Raw genomic sequence first — 20,811 nt, 5'->3', positions numbered from 1 at the left:
GAAACGACAAAGATCGCCACACGCGTCGCACGCGACACTAGAGTGCTGTTCGTGAGCAGGAACGTGTTAGCCATCGGCCGGAGCCGCTGGATGGCAATCGCGGCCTCGCTCGTCGTTTCTGGCGCCATGATTTACGGCCAAGGAACGAAGTCCCCGTGCTGCGCTGAGACACCTACGGCGACTCCGACCGTGACCGCGGCAGCGCCCCCGAAAGACCCAGGGTCCGGGCGGGGCCCGCACGTCGCCACTCCCGCGGAAGCGGAATCGTTGGCGGCCTTGGCCTCGAGCGCGCCTACCGGGGCGCAGAACTTCCAGTTCCCGTTACCTCCTGGCGTCGCGTCAGAGGACAGGTTGCAGGTCAAGACCATCTGGGCAGCCCGCGTCATCAGCGTGCTGTTTCCGCAGATCACGACCATCTACGGGTACCGGCAGGATGCACTGCCGTGGCATCCCAACGGGCTGGCGATCGACGTGATGATCCCAAACCACGAAAGCCCGCAGGGCATCGAACTCGGCAATCAGATCGCCGGATTTGCGCTGGCGAATGCGAAGCGCTGGGGCATCAACCATGTGATCTGGCGGCAGAAGATCTACCCCGGCCCTAACTCAGGAGCCTGGACGGCCGACCTCGGCTCGGAAACCGCCAACCACTACGACCACGTTCATATCGCCACCGGGGGTGGCGGATATCCCAAGGGCAACGAAATCTATTACATCGGTTCCATGACCCCTGCGCCGCCAGAGTAGAGACGTCCGGATGAGGACACTCGTGAATTTGCCACGCGGGGCCTTTACTCGATCTTGACCAGGTATTGAATTACTTCACAGACGATGGCAGACGTGAGTACGCTTCCATCGGTGGAACTGGGGATTTTGGGACCTCTCCAGGTCCGGCAGGACGGCAGGCCCGTCACTATCCCGGGCGCGAAACCGCGCGCCATCCTTGCGATGCTCGGGCTGCACACCGGGTCGGTCGTGCCGGCCGACGTGCTGATCAATTTGCTGTGGGGCGACGATCCGCCGCGGACCGCCGCCAAGGCCCTGCAGACCCATATCTCTTCGTTGCGCCGCGCCCTTGGCGACGGCGTCGTGGTGACCGAGGGAGCGGGTTGGACCTTAAAAGGCCCCGAGGTGGATGCGTCGCGCTACAAACGGGCGGCCAAGAGGGGGCGTGATGCCGCTGCCGCCGGCGACACCAGCCAAGCGGTGACACGCTTCGAGGAAGCGCTGGTCCTCTGGCGCGGCATCCCCGAACTGCCCGACGGCCAGCGGGGGCTATCCGAGAAGACACGCTGGATCGAAAGCCACGCCGCACTCGTGGAGGATCGGGCAGACGCGCTGCTGGCCACGGGCCGCGCCGCGGAAGTCATCGGAGATCTCGAGGCGGCCGTGGCCGAGGCGCCGCTGCGTGAAAGGCGATGGAGCCAGCTGATGCTCGCCCTCTACCGGGCCGGCCGGCAGGGCGAGGCGCTTGGCGCCTATCAACGGGCCCGGTCGCTGCTCGCCGACGAGCTGGGGGTCGATCCCGGACCGGAGCTTCGGCGGCTCGAAGCGGCGATCGTCGCACAGGACACGTCGCTGGATATTGCTGTCGCACAAAACCTTCCATCGGTAATGCGCGCCGTGACATTTCTGCTCACCGACATCGAGGGATCGACAGCGGCCTGGGAGGCCGACGCCGACGCGATGGCGGTGGCCCTCGCACGCCACGACGAGCTCGTCGAACAGGTCGTCACGTCGCGCGGCGGACGGCTGATCAAAACACGCGGCGAGGGCGACGCGACGTTTTCGGTCTTCGAACGGCCCTCGGGGGCCGCCTCCGCGGCAATTGAGTTGCACGAAGCCATCACTCACGAGCCGTGGGCGTTGCGGGAGCCCATCCGGATTCGCATGGCGCTGCATACCGGCGAGGTCGAGCTGCGCGACGGCGACTATTTCGGCCGGGCGGTGAACCGGGTTGCGCGCCTGCGCTCGCTGGCCGAGGGTGGCCAGATCCTCTGCTCCGGTGCGACAGCCGAACTCGTCATCGATTCATTGTCTGACGACGTCATGCTCACCGACCTGGGGATGCGTCAGCTGAAAAATCTCGCACGCCCTGAGCATGTCTTCGAGCTGCGATTGGATACCACCGACGACCGCCCCCCACCACAGACAACCGAAGCGCCGATGGAACGTCCCGGCCTCCCCGCGGTACTGGTCGGGGCCGGCCCATTCGTCGGGCGTGGCGACGAACTCGAACGGCTGCTCTCTGCGTGGCAGACCGCGCTCGCAGGTGGTGTGCGCACCGTGCTGATCGCGGGCGAACCTGGCGTCGGCAAGACGCGCTTGGCCGGTGAATGGTCGCAACAGGCCTATGAACAAGGAGCGGTCGTGCTGTACGGCCGTTGCGACGAGGACCTCGGCGCGCCGTATCAGCCGTTCGCAGAAGCGCTACGTGCGCTCGTGCCGTGCATGGGCGCTGACCGGCTGCGCGGACTACGCGGGGTCGAAGCATTGCTGCCGCTGGTGCCCGGGTTGACCGATGTGGTGCCCGATCTCGCTCCCCCGACTCGCGCGGACCCCGACACCGAACGCTACGCACTTTTCGATGCGCTCGTCGCGCTGCTTGAAATCGCTTCCTCCAGCACGCCGATCGTTCTGATACTCGACGACCTGCACTGGGCGGCCAAGCCCACGCTGCTTCTGTTGCGGCATCTGCTGCGTTTCGGCGACCATGCCCGCGTGCAGATCGTCGGGACGTACCGCAGCACCGACCTTGACCGCTCCCACCCCTTGGCGGCGATGCTCGCCGATCTGCACCGCGACGGGACGGCTAATCGCCTGAATCTCAGTGGGCTTGACGAAGACGACGTGACCACCTACGTCGCCGAGGCCGGCTACGACGACGAGGAACTCGCCCACGCTTTGGCCGCGGTCACGGGCGGGAACCCGTTCTTCCTCATCGAGGCTTTGCGCCACGTCGATGAGAGTGGCGGCGTGTGGGATCAGAGCACCCTGCCGCAGGGCGTGCGAGAAGCCGTGAGCCGCAGGCTCTCCCGGCTTCCGGTCGAGACCAACAAGGCCCTCGCCGCCGCCGCCGTTGTCGGTAGCCGGTTCGCCGTGGAGCTGGTCGAGCAGGTCGTCGGGAACGACCTCATCGATGCATTCGAGGAGGCGTGCCAGGCTGGCATCGTCATCGAAGAGCCCGGCGGCAACTACCGGTTCAACCACGCCATCGTCCGACAATCACTGCTGGCCGAGCTGGCGTCCGTGCGGCGCATGCGATTGCACCAGCGCATCGCCACGACGCTGGAAGCTCAGCCCGGCGCCGACGACGAGCTGCTGGCTGAACTGGCTCACCACTACTTCGAATGTGCCTGGGCGGGAAACGCGGTGAAGGCCGTTGAGTACTGTCGGCGCGCCGCTGATCAGGCGATGGCACGACTCGCCTACGAAGGCGCCGCCGACCTCTACGACCGGGCCATACACGCGCTGGAGGAGATTGACGACGAGCTGCCCGACCGCGACGACCAGACCGCTGAGCTACTGGTCGCGCGCTGCGAGGCTCTGCTCGCCGCGGGTGACGTGGCCTCGGCGGCGGGCGCGGTCTCCCAATTGCAGCAAGCGACAGTCGATTCGGCCCGGCTGGCGGCCTGGGCAACATGCTTCGACGGCCAGCTCTCGATGTTGATTCACCCCGAGCGGTTAGACGAGGTCGAAGCCGCGTTAGGCGCGGCTGCCGCCAAACTGGCCGAACTAGGCGACGCCGCCGGAGAAGCCAAGGCGCACACCGTCCGGGCAGGGTGCCTTTTCCGCCTCGGACGAGTCGCCGACTGCGAAATCGCCCTCGACGACGCTCTGACCGCGGCGCGACGCGCGCGTGAACACCGCTGGGTAAACGCGGTTTTGGCGGGCGCACCGCTCGCGGCGCTGTGGGGTCCCAACCCGGTTCCGCGCGCAGGCGGGCGGTGTCTTGACGTGGTGCGGCTGCTCCGCATCACGACCGACTCCCCCGCGGTCGAAGCGACCTCGACGCGGTGCCAGGCCGTGTTGGAGGCGTTTCGCGGACGCGCTGCCGCGGCCCGACGGATGATCGACTCGGCCCGGCGCACGGTTACCGAGCTCGGCTTGCGCCACGCGGTGCTCGAGGTTGAACAGTTCGCCGGCATTGTCGAGCTCATCGCTAACGAGCCCGCCGCGGCCGAGGCGCATCTGCGAAAGGCCTACAACGGTTTCCGCCGCATGGGCCTCGACGCCGACACCGCCGAGACCGCCGCACTGCTGGGCCGCACCTGCCTTGCGCTCGGTCGAGATGCCGAGGCAGACGAATTATGCACGGAGAGTGAGCGTCTCGCCGGACATGCGCTGAAGGCGTCCATCGCCTGGCGCACGCTTCGGGCGCACCTGCTGGCGCGAGGCAACGACCACGACGCGGCTCGGCGGATCGCCGAGGCTGCCGTCACTTTGGCCGAACGCACCGACGCCTTGGTCGATCACGGCGACGCGTGCTTCACCCTGGCAACAGTTTTGGGCGCCGCCGGCGACAGCGCGGGGGCGCGTGCGGCGGCCGAGCGGGCGATCGACCTGTACGAACGAAAAGGGGCTGTCGCACTCGCTGACATGGCACGCGGCATCCTCAGCGAGCGCCCCGTTCCGCCTCCCTCGGCTCCAGCCGAAACGCCGAGCGCCGAGCCGGACAATGCGTGCGTGCGGGCGATCCGGCGCGGGGAGGCTGCTGCGGACCGCGAGGCCTGGGACGAGTTCGAGCAGTTGTTTGCACCAGAGGTCTTCACCGAAAGTCGCCGCAAGATCACCGGCGGCTTTATCCGGGAAGACTTTTCGCCCAACGAAGCAAGACGCCTCGCCGAGAATGGCGCACTGCGACTCCGAGTCGTGGTTATCGCAGTACGAGGCGAGCGCTTGGCCCTCGCCCGACTACAAGTGGGGACTGCCGACGTGAGCCCGGGGGCGCCGCACGACGAGATGCTGGAGCTATTTGGGCTCGACGACGAGGGCCGAATCGCAACGCAAGTGTCTTTCGACATCGAAGACATGGAAGCCGCCGTTGCCGAACTCGACGCGGCGCACACACGGTTTGAGGAAACCCCGGACAACGCGTGCGTACGAGCGGTCTACCAGGTCATCGACGCTGTCGAACGCGAGGCGTGGGACGAGGTGAGGGCGCTGCTCGCGTCCGAAGTCAGCGTCGAGAGTCGCCGGAAGATCGTCGGATTTGCCCGGTTCGACCTCCCGTCGCGCCAATGGCCACTCGAAGTGAGGCGCTATCTCGAGCTGGGTATGGTGCGAAACCGTCCCACCATCGTCGCCGTGCGGGGCGAGCGCCTGGTTCTCTGCCGACTTGAGTCGGCCACCGCAGATGTAAGTCCCGGGGCTCCGCAGGACGAGATGCTCCAGCTAATCGGCCTCGACGACGAAGGCCGAATCTCGTTGCAGGTGTGGTTCGACGTCGATGACATCGAGGCCGCCATCACCGAACTCGACGCCGTCCACGCCCGATTCGAGGGGGCCCACCCTCAAGCGCGTCGGCTCGAAAACACGGCAGCGCTCGTATTCGAGCACGTCTGGTCGCACTTCGCGGCTCGCAACTGGGACGCCCTGGCGGACACCGTGGCCGACAACTATTCCGGCACCGATCACCGACGGGTGGTGAATGCCGGAATCCAACACGGTCGAGATGCCGTGGTCCAAGATTTGCAGGCGGCCGTCGACGTCGGCTTCACGATATCGATGGTGAGCGCCACGGCGATCCGCGGGGAGCGTCTCGTCCTCGCACGTGTTCGCGCCTCCGGCAGCGACCCCGAGGCCATTCAAAACGATGCCCTCAACATCGTCGAGATCGACACCGATGAGCGGATCGCCGTGGTTGATGTGTTCGATATCGAAGACATCGACGCCGCCATCGCGGAGCTCGATTCCCGTTTCCTCGCAGGCGAAGGCGCCGCCCACGCGCAGACATGGTCCGTCGTTACGCAGGGATACGCCTCGATCAACCGGGGAGAACTTCCTCCGACGACGCCCGATTGGGCCAACGTCGACCACCGGCGTGGGACATCTTTTGCGCCTGGTGATTTGCCCGCATTACTCACCTCGTGGAACCTCGCACCCGGCGTGACCAGCTTTTCATTCATCGATGCTGTGCATCGGCTGAACAACCTTGGAGCTGTGATCACCTCGATGTCGCATGAGACGTCACCCGATGGCGTCAACGCCGAGTGGCGGGTGATCAGCGTTTTCACGCTTGAAGGCGACCTGATCAATCGTTTAGAAGTCTTCGACGAGACAGATCTCGAGGCCGCGATCGCGACGTTCGAGGGGTTGCAGCCCCATTCGCGACGGCTCGAAAACGCGGCAAGCCGAGTGAATGAGCGACTTCTGGCTTGCTTTTCGGCCGGCGAATGGGAAGCCGTCGCCGCCATCCTGGCAGAGGACATTACTACCGAGGATCGTCGTCGGGTGGTGAATGCAGGCGTTCGACGGGACCGTGACGCTGAGATCAAAGATTTCCGGTCGGCCGCCGACCTCGGAGCCACGCACGCGACGTCAAACACCATTGCCACCCGCGGAGAACGTCTCGCCCTCACGCGTTACCGATACTCGCAAAGCGACGAGGATTCGGAGGCGTTCAGCGCAGAGCTCTTGGGGATAGTCGAAATCAACGCGGACGACCGAATCGAGGCCTGGGTCGTGTTCGATCTCGAAGACATCGACGCCGCCTTCGCGGAGCTCGACGCCCGCTACCTCGCTGGCGAAGCGGCAGCGCATGCGCAGACGTGGTCGGTGATCACGGCTGGCTACGCCGCGCTTACCCGCCACCAGCTGCCCCGGACCACACCGGACTTCGTGAGCACCGATCACCGCCGAGGGACAGCGTTCGCGCCCGGTGAGCTGATCGGATATCTTCGTGCCGCGTTCGATCAAAACCAAAACACCAACATCTACGTCGAGAAGGTGCATCGGCTCTGTGATCTCGGAGCGGTTGTCACTCACTGGGCGAATGGGACCTCGCGGGACGGCTTCGACGCCGAGTGGCTGGCGGTCAACCTGGTGACGGCAGACGGCGACGCGATCAACCGCTGTGAACTCTTCGACGAGGCAGACCTCGACGCCGCGCTCGCCCGCCTCGGCGAATTGCATTCGCAGGCGCGGCGATTGGAGAACGCGGCAAGCCAAGTGGCCGAGCGCTTGAACGCGCACTTCGCGGTCCGCGACTGGGACGCGATGACTGAGATGATGGCGGAGGACGCATTCGACGACGATCGTCGACGAGTGGTGAACTCCGGCGTCCGACACGGCCGGGACGTCGTGATCGCCAACGTGCGGGCTGTCGCCGACGTAGGGATCACGAACGTAACGTCGAAAGTTATTGCGACCCGCGGGGAGTGCCTCGCCCTCAGTCGTGACCACTTCTCGGTCCGGGACCAGCGGCCCGAGGCGTTCCTCGCCGAAGTGGTCAGCATCGTCGAGATCGACGCCGACGAGCGGATCGTGGCACGTGTCGCATTCGACCCCGACGACATCGACGCCGCCCTCGCAGAACTGGATGCGCGGTACCTCGCCGGCGAAGCGGCCCCGCATGCTCAGACATGGTCGGTCATCACTAGCAGCTACGCAGCCTTCAACCGGCGCGAACTCTCCGCGACGACGCCAGACTTCGAGGACCTCGACCACCGCCGCGGAGCAGGTTTCGCCCCCGGCGACATGATCGCGTACCTCCAAGCCTCATGGGCCGACTCGCCTGACACCAAGATCTATATCGCAGCGGTGCATCGGCTCAGCAACATCGGAGCGGCCGTCACCCATGTGGCGCACGGGATATCACACGAGGGCTTCGACGCCGAGTGGCGAGATATCCACCTGCTGACGGTGGAAGACGATATGTTCAGTCGCTGCGAACTTTTCGACGAGGCAGACCTCGACGCCGCGCTTGTGCGATTCGATCAGCTCAGCCGGTCGGCACCGCGGCTGCAAAACGCAGCCAGCCAAGTGTACGAGCGCATGTGGGAGTACTTCAGAGCCCAGGATTGGATAGCGCTAACCAACCTGGTGGCCGACGACGAGTTGATCGACGATCGCCGGCGAGTGGTGAATGGCGGTGTGCGGCACGGCCGCAATGCCGGAATCCAAGAGTTGCAGGCGGCGGCCGACATCGGCTTCGCGATAAAGATGATGGGCGTCACGGCGACCCGTGGCAACAGTCTAGCTTTGACGCGTATTCGCGCCTCGGGGCGCGATCCCGGTGCGATCCAAAACGATGTCCTGCAAGTCGTCGAAATCGATGCCGACGAGCGGATCGCGGGAGTGATCACGTTCGACCTCGACGACTTCGACGCCGCCATCGCCGAGCTCGATTCCCGTTACCTCACAGGCGAAGCGGCCGACCACGCGCACACGTGGTCGGTCGTCGCGGGTGGATATGCCGCTACGAGCCGGCGGAAGTTACCCGCGATGACGCCCAACTGCGTGACTATTGACCATCGCCGGGCGGCAGCGTTCTCGCCGGGAGAGCTGACCGCATACATCCGTGCCGGGCGGGATCTCGAAAAACAGACCGGACCCTACATCGAGGCTGTACACCAGTTGAGTGACCTGGGAGCGGTCGTCGCCTACGCGGCGTATGCAACCTCGCACGAAGGCTTCGACGCCGAGTGGCACGAGGTCACCCTTTCGACTCTCGATGGCGACCTGATCAACCGCTGTGAGTTATTCGACGAGACGGACCTCGACGCCGCCCTCACGAGGTTCGAGGAGCTCACTGCTCCGGCGCGGCAACTGGAAAACGTGGCAAGCCAAGTGGACGCGCGCTATTGGAACTGTTTCGCGGCTCGCGACTGGAACACCATCGCCGAGATTCTGGCCGAAGAGTTTTGCATCGCCGATCACCGTCGGATACTGAACGCCGGAGTGCTGCACGGTCGAGACGTCCAAATTAGGAACATGAAAGCCATCGCCGAGATCGGGGCGAACATAACGTCGACTGTGATTGCGACCCGCGGGCAGCGCCTCGCGCTAGCTCGTGTTTGTTCCTCGAACAGTGACCTGCGGCACGGGGAGTTTGGTGCCGAGCTGCTCAGCATCATCGGACTCGACGACGACAATCGGATCGCAGCGGGCGATGTGTTCGACATAGACGACCTGGACGCCGCCTTTGCGGAACTCGAAACTCGCTACCTCGCCGGCGAAGCGGTTGCCCATGCGCACACGTGGTCGGTGATCGCGGGAGCCCACGCCGTGTTCAACCGACACGAGGTCCCCCCGACGGCGTCGGACTTGGTGAACATCGACCACCGGCACGGGATAGCTTTCGCGCCCGGCGATCTCATCCCGTACATCCGCGCCACATTGAACCTCGCGCCGCAAGCAAGTAGCCACGTCGAGACTGTGCCCGGGCTGAGTGACCTCGGAGCGGTCTTCATCCACTTGGTGAAAGGAACCTCGCGAGAGGGCTTCGCCGCCGAGTGGCGGGAGACCGTTGTGGCGATGGTCGACGGAGACCTGATCAACCACATCGAGCTATTCGACGTCGCAGACCTCGATACCGCCCTCGCCCGCTTCGAGGAATTGCATCCGCAGGCAGCCCGGCTGGAAAACGCGGCAAGCCAAGTGGTCGATCGCTTCCGGGCGCACTTTGCGGCCCGCGACTGGGACGCAATGGTCCAGACCATGGCCGACAGCTATTACAGCGACGACCGGCGTTGCGTGGTGGGCGCGGGTGTCCGACACGGTCAGGGTGCCGCGATCGATAATTATCGGGCGATCGCCGACGTCGGATTCACGAGCATGTCGTCGACCGTCATCGCGACCCGTGGAGAGCGCGTCGTCCTCGGTCGTATGCATTTGTCGAGTCGCGACAAGGAGTCCGAGCCGTTCCGCATGGAGCTGCTCGTCGTCATCGAGATCACCGCAAGTAACCGCATTGCGGCGGTGGTCGTATTCGACCTCGACGACGTCGACGCTGCCTTCGAGGAACTCGATGCCCGATACCTCGCCGGTGAAGCGGCCGCCCACGCGCCCGTGTGGCAACGCGCGATCGACACGCTGGGCGAGGCCAACCGTCACGAGCCGGGGCCGATGATGACGGGACTTGCGTATACCGATCATCGACGAGTTCCGTTCGCGCCAGGGGATTTCGGTCGGGCGGTCGAGGATCTGTGGTCTCTCGTACCCGATGCGCGCTACCGGGTGACAAAAGTGCATGCGCTCGATGCCCATGGCGTAGTCGCCAGCCTCATCATCGAAGGTGCCGACGAACACGGGAACGAATTACAGTGGGCCCGTACGATTTTGCTCGTTTCCGACGAGCCGAGGATGGAGGTGTACGAAGAAGGCGATGTCGACGCCGCGCTCGCGAAGTTCGAACAGCTCACCGTGCCGGCGCCGCGGCTGGAAAACGCCGCGCGCCGAGTAGATAACCGCTTCTTCGCTCGTTGGCGGTCCCGCGACTGGGCAGGCGTGGCCGAGACCCTGGCAGACGGTAGTTTGGTCGACGATCGCCGTCGCACCGTGAACGCCGGATTGTGGGACGGCCGCGATGTCGTGATCGCAAATATGCGAGCCCTGGTCGAGGTTGGCGCGAACATAACGTCGGCCGTCATCGCAACCCGCGGCGCGCGCCTCGCCCTCACTCGTATCTGCTCCGCGAATCGCGACCTGCAGCAGGGGCAGTTCGGGAGCGAGATGCTCGGCGTCGTCGAGATCGACACCGACGACCGGATCGTCGCACGCATCGGGTTCGAAGCACAGGACATCGAGGCCGCCTTCGAGGAGCTCGATGCCCGGTACCTCGCGGGCGAAGCAGCCGACCACGCGCACACCTGGTCAGTGATCGCGGGAGCTCACGCCACATTCAACCGGCACGAAATCCCCCCGACGACGCCGGACTCAGCGACCGTCGACCACCGGCGCGGGATAGCTTTCGCGCCCGGCGACTTCATCCCGTACATGCGTGCCACGTGGAACCTCGCACCGCAAACAAGGAGCTACATCGAGGCGGTGCACCGGCTGACTGATCTCGGGGTGGTCGTTACCCACACGTCGCATGGAACCTCGCGCGAGGGCTTCGACGCCGAGTGGAGAGAGGTCTGCCTCGTGACGGCTGATGGTGACACGGTCAACCGCTGCGAAATCTTCGAGGAGGCAGACCTCGACGCCGCGCTCGCCCGCTTCGAGGAATTGCACCCGCACGACCGACGGCTACAGAATGCGGCAAGCCGAGTAAATGATCGATTCTTCGCTCTTTGGCGGGCCCGCGACTGGGCGGCCGTGGCCGAGACCCTGGCGGACGGCAGTTTCGTCGACGATCGCCGACGCACCGTGAATGCCGGATTTTGGGACGGCCGTGATGTCGTGATCGCAAATATGCGAGCACTGGCTGAGGTTGGCGCGAACATGACGTTGACCGTCATCGCATCTCGCGGGGAGGGCCTCGCCCTCACTCGTTTCTACTCCCCGAATCGCGATCTGCGGCACGGGGAGTTCGGGAGCGAGATGCTCGGCATCGTCGAGATCGACACCGACGACCGGATCGCGGCGCACATCCTGTTCGAGCCCGACGACTTCGATGCGGCCATCGCCGAACTCGAAGCCCGGTACCTCGCCGGCGAAGCGGGCGCCCACGCGCAGGCTTGGTCGGCCATCACGCGGAGCTATGTCGTGCTTAATCGAGGTGAAATCCCTACCACGACAACCGATATGACAGACATCGACCATCGGTCGCTTGCAGCGATCGGGTCTGGTGACCTGAAGGCGTACCTCCGTGCCACGTTCGAAGACTCGGCGGAAAACCGCATCTACATCGAGACCGTTCATCGGCTCACAAACCTCGGTGCGGTCGTCACCAACGTGGCCAAAGGGACGTCACGAGCGGGCTTTTACGCCGAGTGGCGGATGATCTGCCTTATGACAGCCGACGGCGGCCTGATCAACCACGGCGAGATGTACGACGAGACAGACCTCGATACCGCACTCGCCCGCTTCGAGGAGCTGCATCCACAGGCGCCGCGGCTGGAGAACGGGGCGAGTCGAGCATTCGAACGGTATCTAGAACGAGCCATCGCCCACGACTGGGACGCGATGGCGGAGGTGCTGGCCGACGATTACCACACGGACGATCGTCGTCACTTGGTAGGCGGCGGGGTTTACGGTCGAGATGCCGAGATCGCCAGCGTGCAAATGCAAGTGAACCTCGGAGTCACGCACGCAATGCCGACCGTCATTGCCGTCCGCGGCGAGCGCCTCGTCCTCAGCCGTGCCCGCTACTCAGCTCGGGATCAAGAGCTAGAAGCGTTCGTTGTAGAAATCCTGCTCGTCATCGAAATCAATGCAGAACATCGGTCCATAGCGGCCGTCGCGTTCGACCCCGAGGACATTGTCGCTGCCTTCGAGGAACTCGACGCCCGTTACCTCGCCGGCGAAGCGGCGGCCTACCCGCGCGCATGGTCGGTAATCACGCGGGAGTACGCAGCGCTCAACCGGGGTGAACTCCCCCCGACGATGCCGGATTGGGTCGACCATCGGCCGCTCCAACGAATTAACGCGAGCGATCTGACCACCAATATCCGTGTCACGTGGGAACTTATCCGAGGCTTCAACTTCTACATCGAAGCCGTCCATCGGCTGAGCAACCTCGGAGCGATCACGACCCGCGTGGTACGCGGCAGATCGAGCGAGGGCTTCGACGCAGAATGGCGGGAGGTCGACCTCGTGACCGTCGAGGGCGACTTGGTCAAACGCTGCGAGATATTCGACGAGGCAGATCTCGACGCCGCGCTCGCCCGTTTCGAGGAGTTGCGGCCACAGGCGCCGCGGCTGAAAAACGCGGCAAGCCAAGTCGCCGAGCGTTTTCCGGCTCACATGACGGCGCGCGAATGGGACGCCATAGCAGAGCTACTGGCAGCCGACGTTCTCGTCGACGATCGCCGGCGCGGTGCCAACGCCGGAATCCGGCACGGTCTGCAGGTCGCGATCGACGACATGCGGGCGGCCGTGGACGTCGGGTTCACGCACACGACCTCGACGCTCATAGCGACCCGCGGCGAACGCCTCGCACTCATGCTTGTCCACGCGTCGGGACACGCTGAGCAGCCCGACGCCTTCCAGCTCGATGTTCTTCAAATCGTCGAGATCAACGCCGGCGGTCAGACCACCGCTGTCGCGATGTTCGACAACGACGACATCGACGCCGCTTTCGAGGAACTCGACGCCCGCTACCTCGCCGGCGAGGCAGCTGCGCACGCGCACACCTGGTCGGTCATCGCGCAGGCGTACACCGTGCTCAATCGAGGCGAAATGCCAGTGACGACACCGGACTTCGAGGACGTCGACCATCGCCGTGGAACGCTGGCGCCCGGTGACCTAATGGAATACCTCCGTGCCGCGTTAGACGACATGGCGCGCAGCCGCCTCCGTGTTCTGGCCGTTCATCGGCTGACCGACCTCGGCGCGCTCGTCACCCACGTCGCTACGGGAACTTCACGGGAGGGGTTCGACGCCGAGTGGCGCATAATCAATGTTTTTACGGTCGACGGTGACCTGATCAGCCGCTGCGAGATGTTCGACGAGGCAGACCTCGATGCGGCACTCGCGAAATTCGACGAGCTCGATCGGCCACGGCCACTGCTGGAGAACGACGCGACCCGGGCCTTGGCGCGGATAGCCGCTACGTTCAACCGCCGCGATATCGCCGGTCTGCTCGCCCTCACCAGCGTGGACGGTCGAATTGAGGACCGGCGAAGAGGCCTTCGTGTTGTACACGCGGGTCCGACACGGCTGAAGGCCCTCCAGGTAATGTTCGACACCGCACCCAGCAGTTGGCGGATGGAGCATGAAACCATCGCCATCAGGGGATCTCGCCTCACGTTGAGCCGCGAACGCTACCGCGACATCGATGACGCCAATCGACCGGTCGCCATCGAGTTACTACGCATCATGGAAATCATCGGGGACGGGTTCATGCACGACGTCGTAGCCTTCGATCCCGATGACATGGACACCGCCTTCAAGGAACTCAACGCCCGCTACCTCGCCGGCGAAGCCGCAGCCCACGCGCACACTTGGTCGATCGTCACGGAAGCGTACGACGCGCTGAATCGAGGCGAATTGCCGACGACGACAACGGACTTCGAAGACGCCGACCGCCGCAGTGGGGCAACGATGGAACCCGGTGATCTGATGGCATACCTCCGCACCGCGTTGAGCGATTCGGTGCGCAACAGCCTCCGCATTTTGGCCGTTCCGCGGCTGACCGACCGCGGCGCGGTCGTCACCAACGTGACGCATGGGACGACACAGGAGGGCTTCGAGGCCGAGTGGCGCATGACTAGCGTCTATATCGTCGAAGGAGATCTGATCAGCCGCTGCGAGATTTTCGACGAGACGGACCTCGACGCCGCGCTCGCGAGATTCGAAGACCTCGATCGGCCACGACCACTACTGGAGAACGACGCGATCCGAGTCTGGGCGACGGTCGTCGACTCCTTCAACCGCCGCGACGAAAATGGTCTCCTCGCCGTCGGCAGTGAGGATGGTCGATTCGAGGACCGGCGCAAAGGCCTACAAGATGAATTCGATGGTGCAGGACGGAAGAAGGCCGTCCACACCATGTTCGAGACCGTACCGAGCGGCTGGCGCCTCGAGGTCGAGCCCATCGCGATTAGGGGCTCCCGCCTTTCGCTGACCCGGGGGCGCTATCGCGACAGCGATGCTGCCGATCGACCGATCGCCGTCGAGCTGTTGCACGTTACGGAACTCGGCGACGACGGCCTGATGCACGCCACCGTGAACTTCGATCCCGACGATATGGTTGCCGCCTTCGAGGAACTCGAGGCCCGGTATCTCGCCGGCGAAGCGGCCGTCCACGCGCATACGTGGTCGGTTATCGCGCGGGGTTATGGCGCTCTGAATCGAGCTGAAATACCGGCGCTGACACCCGATTCGGTCGACATCGACAATCGACTTGGGGCAAAGCTGGCGCCCGGTGACCTGGTTAAGTACCTCGGCTCCACGTTCGGCGACTCAACGGACAACATCCGCTTCGACATCCTTTACGCTGAGGCTGTCCATCGGCTGACCGGCTTCGGCACGGTCGTCACCCACGTGGCGAAGGGGACGTCACAACAGGGCTTCGACGCCGAGTGGCGAATGCTCATCTTGACCACGGTCGAAGGCGATCGGGTCAACCGCTCCGAGCTGTTCGACGAGGCAGACCTCGACACCGCGCTTGCCAGGTTCGACGAGCTCGAAAGTTAGTTCACCGCACGATCAATCGCGGTGAGGTGGTGGCTCCTCAGGAGTCCAGACCAGCGGCTGACCGGGCTGACCGGGAAAGAGGTAGTCGAGAAAGGCAGCAGCCGTGGGTTGCGGTTCGTGGTTGGCCAGCCCTGGTCGTTCGTTGGCTTCGATGAATGCATAGTCATCGCCGGTGACGTCGGGGACAAGCAGGTCGATCCCCGTCACCGGGATACCGATCGCCGCAGCCGCCGCCACCCCCACCCGACACAGTTCCTGATTCACTTGGGCGGTGACATCGTGGATCGTGGCGCCCTGGTGGAGGTTGGCAGTACGGCGAACGCGCAGCCGGGTTCCTTTGGGCAGCATGTCGTCCAGCGTCCAACCGGCATCGCGGACCGTCGACTCGGTGAGGTCGTCTTGCGGGATGCGAGACTCGCCGCCGGTGGCGGCAGAGCGCCGACGGCTCTCGGCCGCAATCAAATCCCGCACGCTGTGCTCGCCGGTGCCGATGACCTCGGGAGGCACCCGCAGTGCGGCGGCAACGACTCGGCCGTCGATCACCACTAGCCGAAGGTCATCGCCCTGCACCCGCTGCTCAATGAGCACCTCCGGATATTGCTGGCGCGCCCGTGCCAGGGCGACAGCAAGCTCGTCGGGACCGTTATCGGCGGTGACGCCCACGGTGATGCCCTTGCCCTGTTCTCCGCGAGTCGGTTTGACGACGACCTCGCCAACCTCTTGTAGGAAGGCGTAGTCGTCATCGTCGAAAGTGGCCAGGCGGGCAGGCGGCACGGTGATGCCCGCCTCGGAGACCAGGCGCCGGGTCAGGCGCTTGTCGTCGCACCGGCACATGGCGATCGCCGAGGTGAACTCGGACAGCGACTCGCGGGTGATCAAGCTACGGCCACCGTGACTGAGTCGCATCTCACCGGTCTCGGCATCAAGGACCTCGACCCAGATTCCGCGGCGCAGCGCCTCGTCGGCGATGATGCGCGCGTAGGGGTTGAGGTCTTCGACCGTCTCCGGCGGCTGGGTGAACAGTGGCTCGTTGACCGCGTTCTTCCGCTTGATCGCCAGTACCGGAACGCGGCGGAAACCCAGCTTTTCGTAAAGAGCGATGGCGGCCGCGTTGTCGTGCCCGACCGACAGGTCCATGTAGGCGCGGCCCGCACTACGGAAGTGCTCAGCCATCGCCCGGGTCAGGGCATCACCAACCCCCGGGAGCGCGGCAGCCGGGTCGACCGCAAGGGTCCACAGGCTCGACCCGTGCTCCGGGTCGGAGAACAACACCTCATGGTCGACGCCGGTCACGGTGCCCACCACCGCACCGTCCTCGTCACGCGCGGCTACCAGGTAGGTCACCGCCTCCGCGTGCAGATGGTTGTCCCAAATCGTCTCCACCGGCGCCGGAACCATTCCGCAGCGCACAAAGACGCGGTTCATCGCCTCGGCATCGGCCGGGTCGTTCAGCGTGCGCACCGTCACGCCGAGCGGTGACGGCGCCAAGTCTTCGTCGTGCTCGGAAGTGAAACGCAGTCGATAGGTGTGACTGGGATCGATGAAGAGCTCGGTCGGTGCCCTGGCGATCACCACGTGAGACTCGCGCGCGTAGATGCAAATGTCGCGGCGACCGGGTGCTTCTCGTCGCAATGCCTCGGACAGCGTGTCGGGGTCGGCGAAGGTCTGCCCGAAAATTAGCCTGCCCCAACCTAATTCGAGCTCGACGTCCTTGGCCATCGCGTCCACCATGTGCGGCGGCGACGCGTCGTGCAGGCCGAGCGTGATCGCCTCGGGATGGTCGTCCGCAGGATCGATGACCGTCATGCCGCGGGTCCTGTCACACCGTGGCGCTGCAGCCACAGCTCGAGCAGGCCGATCTGCCAGAGTTCGTTGCCGCGCAACGGGGTCAGCTTGCCGTTCGGGTCGGCCAGCAGCGCGTCGACCGCCTCGGCGTCAAACAGCCCGCGCTCCTTGGCAACTGGCGCATAGAGCGCGTCACGGACCAGATCGAGATAGGGCCCTTCGAGGTGGGTCAGCGCGGGAACCGGGAAGTATCCCTTGGGCCGATCGATGACCTCCGACGGGATCACCCGCCGCGCGGCCTCTTTGAGGACGCCCTTGCCATCGTGCGCGGTCTTCAGCTCCGGTGGGCAGGTGGCAGCCAGCTCGACCAACTCGTGGTCGAGGAAAGGAACCCGACCCTCCAATCCCCAGGCCATGGTCATGTTGTCTACCCGTTTCACCGGGTCGTCCACCAACATCACCGTCGTATCCAGCCGCAGGGCACGGTCGATACCGGTTTCAGCGCCGGCGCGCGCGAAGTGCTCACTGACGAAGCGCTCACTGGGATCGCCCGGCGCTACGCTCCCCGGCCCCAGCATGGCCGCAACGCCCGCCGCGTCGCGATCGAAGAAGGCGCCACGGTATTGGGCGACCGAACCCTCCAGGGTCGCAGCGGCCGGTAAACCCATCGGCGGGTACCAGTGGTAGCCGGCGAACACCTCGTCGGCGCCCTGACCCGACTGCACGACCTTCACGTGGCGGGCCACTTCCTGGCTGAGCAGGTAGAAGGCGACGCAGTCGTGGCTGACCATCGGTTCGCTCATCGCGCCGATCGCCCCGTCGAGCGCGGGCAGCATGCGGTCGGTTCCGATGCGGATCTGGTGATGATCGGTGCCGAAGCGTTCGGCGATGATGTCCGACCAGCGGAATTCGTCGCCCTCGACGCCGCCGACCGACTCGAAGCCGATGGAAAAGGTCGACAGCCCGTGCTGTCCGGCCTCGGCGAGCAGCCCGACGATCAGGCTGGAGTCGACGCCGCCGGACAGCAAGCAGCCGACCGGCACGTCGGCGACCAGTCGGCGCTCGACCGCCAGGCGCAGCGAGGCCAGCACGGCGTCTTCCCAGTCCCGCTCCGACCAGTCGGATCGGTCATCGTGCCTGGTGAAGTCGGGCGTCCAGTACGTCGTCGTGGTACGCCGGCCGTCGGGCTCGATGGCGACGAGCGAGGCGGGCGGGACCTTGCGCACTCCGCGCAGGATGGTCAGCGGCGCGGGCACCACGGAATGGAACGTCATGTAGTGGTGCAGTGCGACGGGGTCGATCCGGGTGTCCACGCCGCCGCCGGCCAGCAACGCCGGCAGCGTTGACGCGAACCGGATGCGTTTGCTGTCCTCGGACAGGTAGAGGGGTTTGATGCCGAGCCGGTCCCGACCGAGCAACACCCGGCCGCTGTCACGTTCAACGATGGCGAACGCGAACATGCCCTTGAGGTGGCCGACGAAGTCGTCGCCCCAGCGGTGGTAGGCCTTGAGCAGGACCTCGCTGTCGCTGGTCGAGAAGAACCGGTAACCGTGGCCCTGGAGCTCGCGGCGCAGTTGCTTGTAGTTGTAGATGCAGCCGTTCCAGGCGATCGTCAGGCCCAGGTCGGCGTCGACCATGGGTTGGGCACCCGCCTCGGTCAGGTCGATGATCTTCAGGCGACGATGCCCCAGGGCAACGCGTCCCTGTGACCAGACGCCCGCACCGTCCGGCCCCCGTGGTGCCATCACAGCAGCCATCGCCGATACCGCAGCTACATCGGGCACCCGACCGTCGAGTCGCACCTCACCGGTGGCTCCGCACACCGTTTCGACCCTACCTGCGGCAGGAAGAAAAGGAGATGTCAGGACCGCAGCTGCGCACTCGATGCCCGCTACCTCGCCGGAAAAGCCACTCGGGCGCGTGGTCAGTCATCGCAGGAACGCCGCACATCATCACTCCCGGTGACAATCGCCGTTGCCGATCACCCGCGACCGTGGATTCGGTCTAGATCCAGGCCTATTCTGCCCCAGGGGGCCGGATCTGGTCCATGTCTCACGAGGGGCGTCAATGACCACAGGGACGACGACGGACACGCCTGCACTGGAAAAAGCGCTCGACGACCTATGTTCTGGCGCTCCCCGCTGGGCGGCTTTGTCGTTGACCAAAAAGGTTGCGCTGCTGGAAGCGTTGCCCCGCAAAATTCTTGACGTTGCACCGCAGATGGTGGCCGCCGCGCTCGACGCCAAAGGTGTTTCGCCGACCTCGACCTGGGCCGCGGAGGAATGGGCAACCGGCATTTGGCTGCCCATCCAAGGCATCAACACGCAACTGCTCGTCCTCAAGCGGATTCTTGCCGGTAAGGACCCGATCGGCGCCGACGCCCTGCACACCCGGCCCGATGGCCAAGTCGTCGTCGACGTCTTCCCCCTCACGCCCTACGACCGCCTCTTCTTCCACGGCTACCACGCCACCGTGTGGATCGAACCGGGCAGGAGCGCCGAGCAGACGCGCGAGGATGCCGCCAAGATGTACCGCGGGCACACCCCGAACCGGGCCGAAGTCTGCCTGGCGCTGGGTGCAGGCAATCTGGGTTCCATCACGACGCTCGACGTGATCGACCAGTTGTACGTGCGGGGCAGCGTCTGCGCCGTGAAGTTGAATCCGGTGAACGACTATCTCGGGCCGTTCTACGAACAGATCTTCAGTGACTTCATCTCGCGGGGCTGGCTTCGCATCCTGTACGGCGGCGCCGACGTTGGTGGCCACCTAGCCCAGCACCCGAAGATCGACGCGATCCACATGACCGGTTCAGCGACCACCTACGACGCCATTGCTTGGGGCACCGATGACCGCGCCGCGACGCGAAAAGCCGACAACACACCACTCCTCGATAAGCCGATAACCGCCGAACTTGGCGGCATCAGCCCATTGATCGTCGTCCCCGGGGACTGGACCGATGCCGACCTGAAGTTCCAGGCCGAGCACATCGCGTCGGCCAAACTCATTAACGGCGGCCACAACTGCAACGCCGCCCAAGTCCTTGTCCTACCGCAGGACTGGCCACTGGCCGACAAGCTTGTTGCCGAAGTCCGAGCGGTCATGCGCAATGCCGAACCGCGTCCACCGTATTACCCAGGCGCGCAGGAAAAGACCGCCAAAGCGTGTGACGGAATGACCGGCGCCGAGTTTCTTTGCGGCGACAAGAGCCGCGCCCTGATCCCCGACGTGGACCCCGCCAGCGCCGCCAGCATCCTGACAGATGAGGTTTTTGCGAGTGTCCTTGGCATCGTGCGCATTCCCGGCCAGACACCACAGCAATTCCTGCACAACGCCGTTGAATTCGCCAACGACGTACTCCCCGGGTCCCTCGGCGCGATCGTCGTCATCGATCCCAAAACCCGCAAGGACAACGCTGAAGCTTTTGATGACGCAATCTCACGCCTGCACTACGGCGCTGTCGGCATCAATGTATGGACCGGAATGGTTTTCGCACTGGCAACCTGGGGCGCATATCCCGGCAATACCCCGCAGAACATCGGCAGTGGTGTCGGCATGGTCCACAACGCCTTCATGCTGACGAGGCCGCAGAAGGCCGTGCTCGAGGTCCCGTTCCGGCCGGCGCCACGCTCTTTCTTCGGCGGCGAGCTGACACTCTCACCCAAGCCGGTGTATTTCATCACCAACAAAACGGCCGAGACCACAGTGCGGCGACTGGTCAACTTCGCCGTACACCACAACCCCATTGCTCTGCCCGGCATCCTGGCCTCCGCACTGCGTGGGTAA

Annotated in this window: 5 protein-coding genes; 3 read left to right on the top strand and 2 right to left on the bottom strand. The window is 64.9% G+C overall.

Translation table 11 applies throughout. From position 1 onward, the window contains the following. Positions 1–51 precede the first annotated feature (51 nt). A complete protein-coding gene (locus ACTXG5_RS15800) occupies positions 52–747 on the top strand; it encodes a glycoside hydrolase (protein WP_445159701.1) in 696 nt (231 codons plus the stop codon). 111 nt (positions 748–858) lie between these two features. Then, complete coding sequence (locus tag ACTXG5_RS15795; protein WP_445164442.1) at positions 859–15,243, top strand: BTAD domain-containing putative transcriptional regulator; 14,385 nt, start codon at positions 859–861, stop codon at positions 15,241–15,243. 12 nt (positions 15,244–15,255) lie between these two features. On the opposite strand, the gene ngg is transcribed toward ACTXG5_RS15795, so the two are convergent. Next, a complete protein-coding gene (gene ngg, locus ACTXG5_RS15790; protein ID WP_445159700.1) occupies positions 15,256–17,049 on the bottom strand; it encodes an N-acetylglutaminylglutamine synthetase in 1,794 nt (597 codons plus the stop codon). Continuing rightward, entirely contained in the window at positions 17,046–18,851 is a 1,806-nt protein-coding gene (locus ACTXG5_RS15785) for an N-acetylglutaminylglutamine amidotransferase (protein WP_445159699.1), read from the bottom strand. The genes ngg and ACTXG5_RS15785 overlap by 4 nt, the downstream gene beginning before the upstream one ends. Before the next feature lie 244 nt (positions 18,852–19,095). Between ACTXG5_RS15785 and ACTXG5_RS15780 the strand changes: the two genes are divergently transcribed. Beyond that, positions 19,096–20,811, top strand: coding sequence for an aldehyde dehydrogenase family protein (locus tag ACTXG5_RS15780; protein WP_445159698.1), 1,716 nt, complete (start codon positions 19,096–19,098; stop codon positions 20,809–20,811).

Source organism: Mycobacterium sp. Dal123C01 (assembly GCF_052566995.1).
Note: the sequence above shows the minus strand (reverse complement) of the source record. Positions and strands in the feature narration are given on the sequence as shown.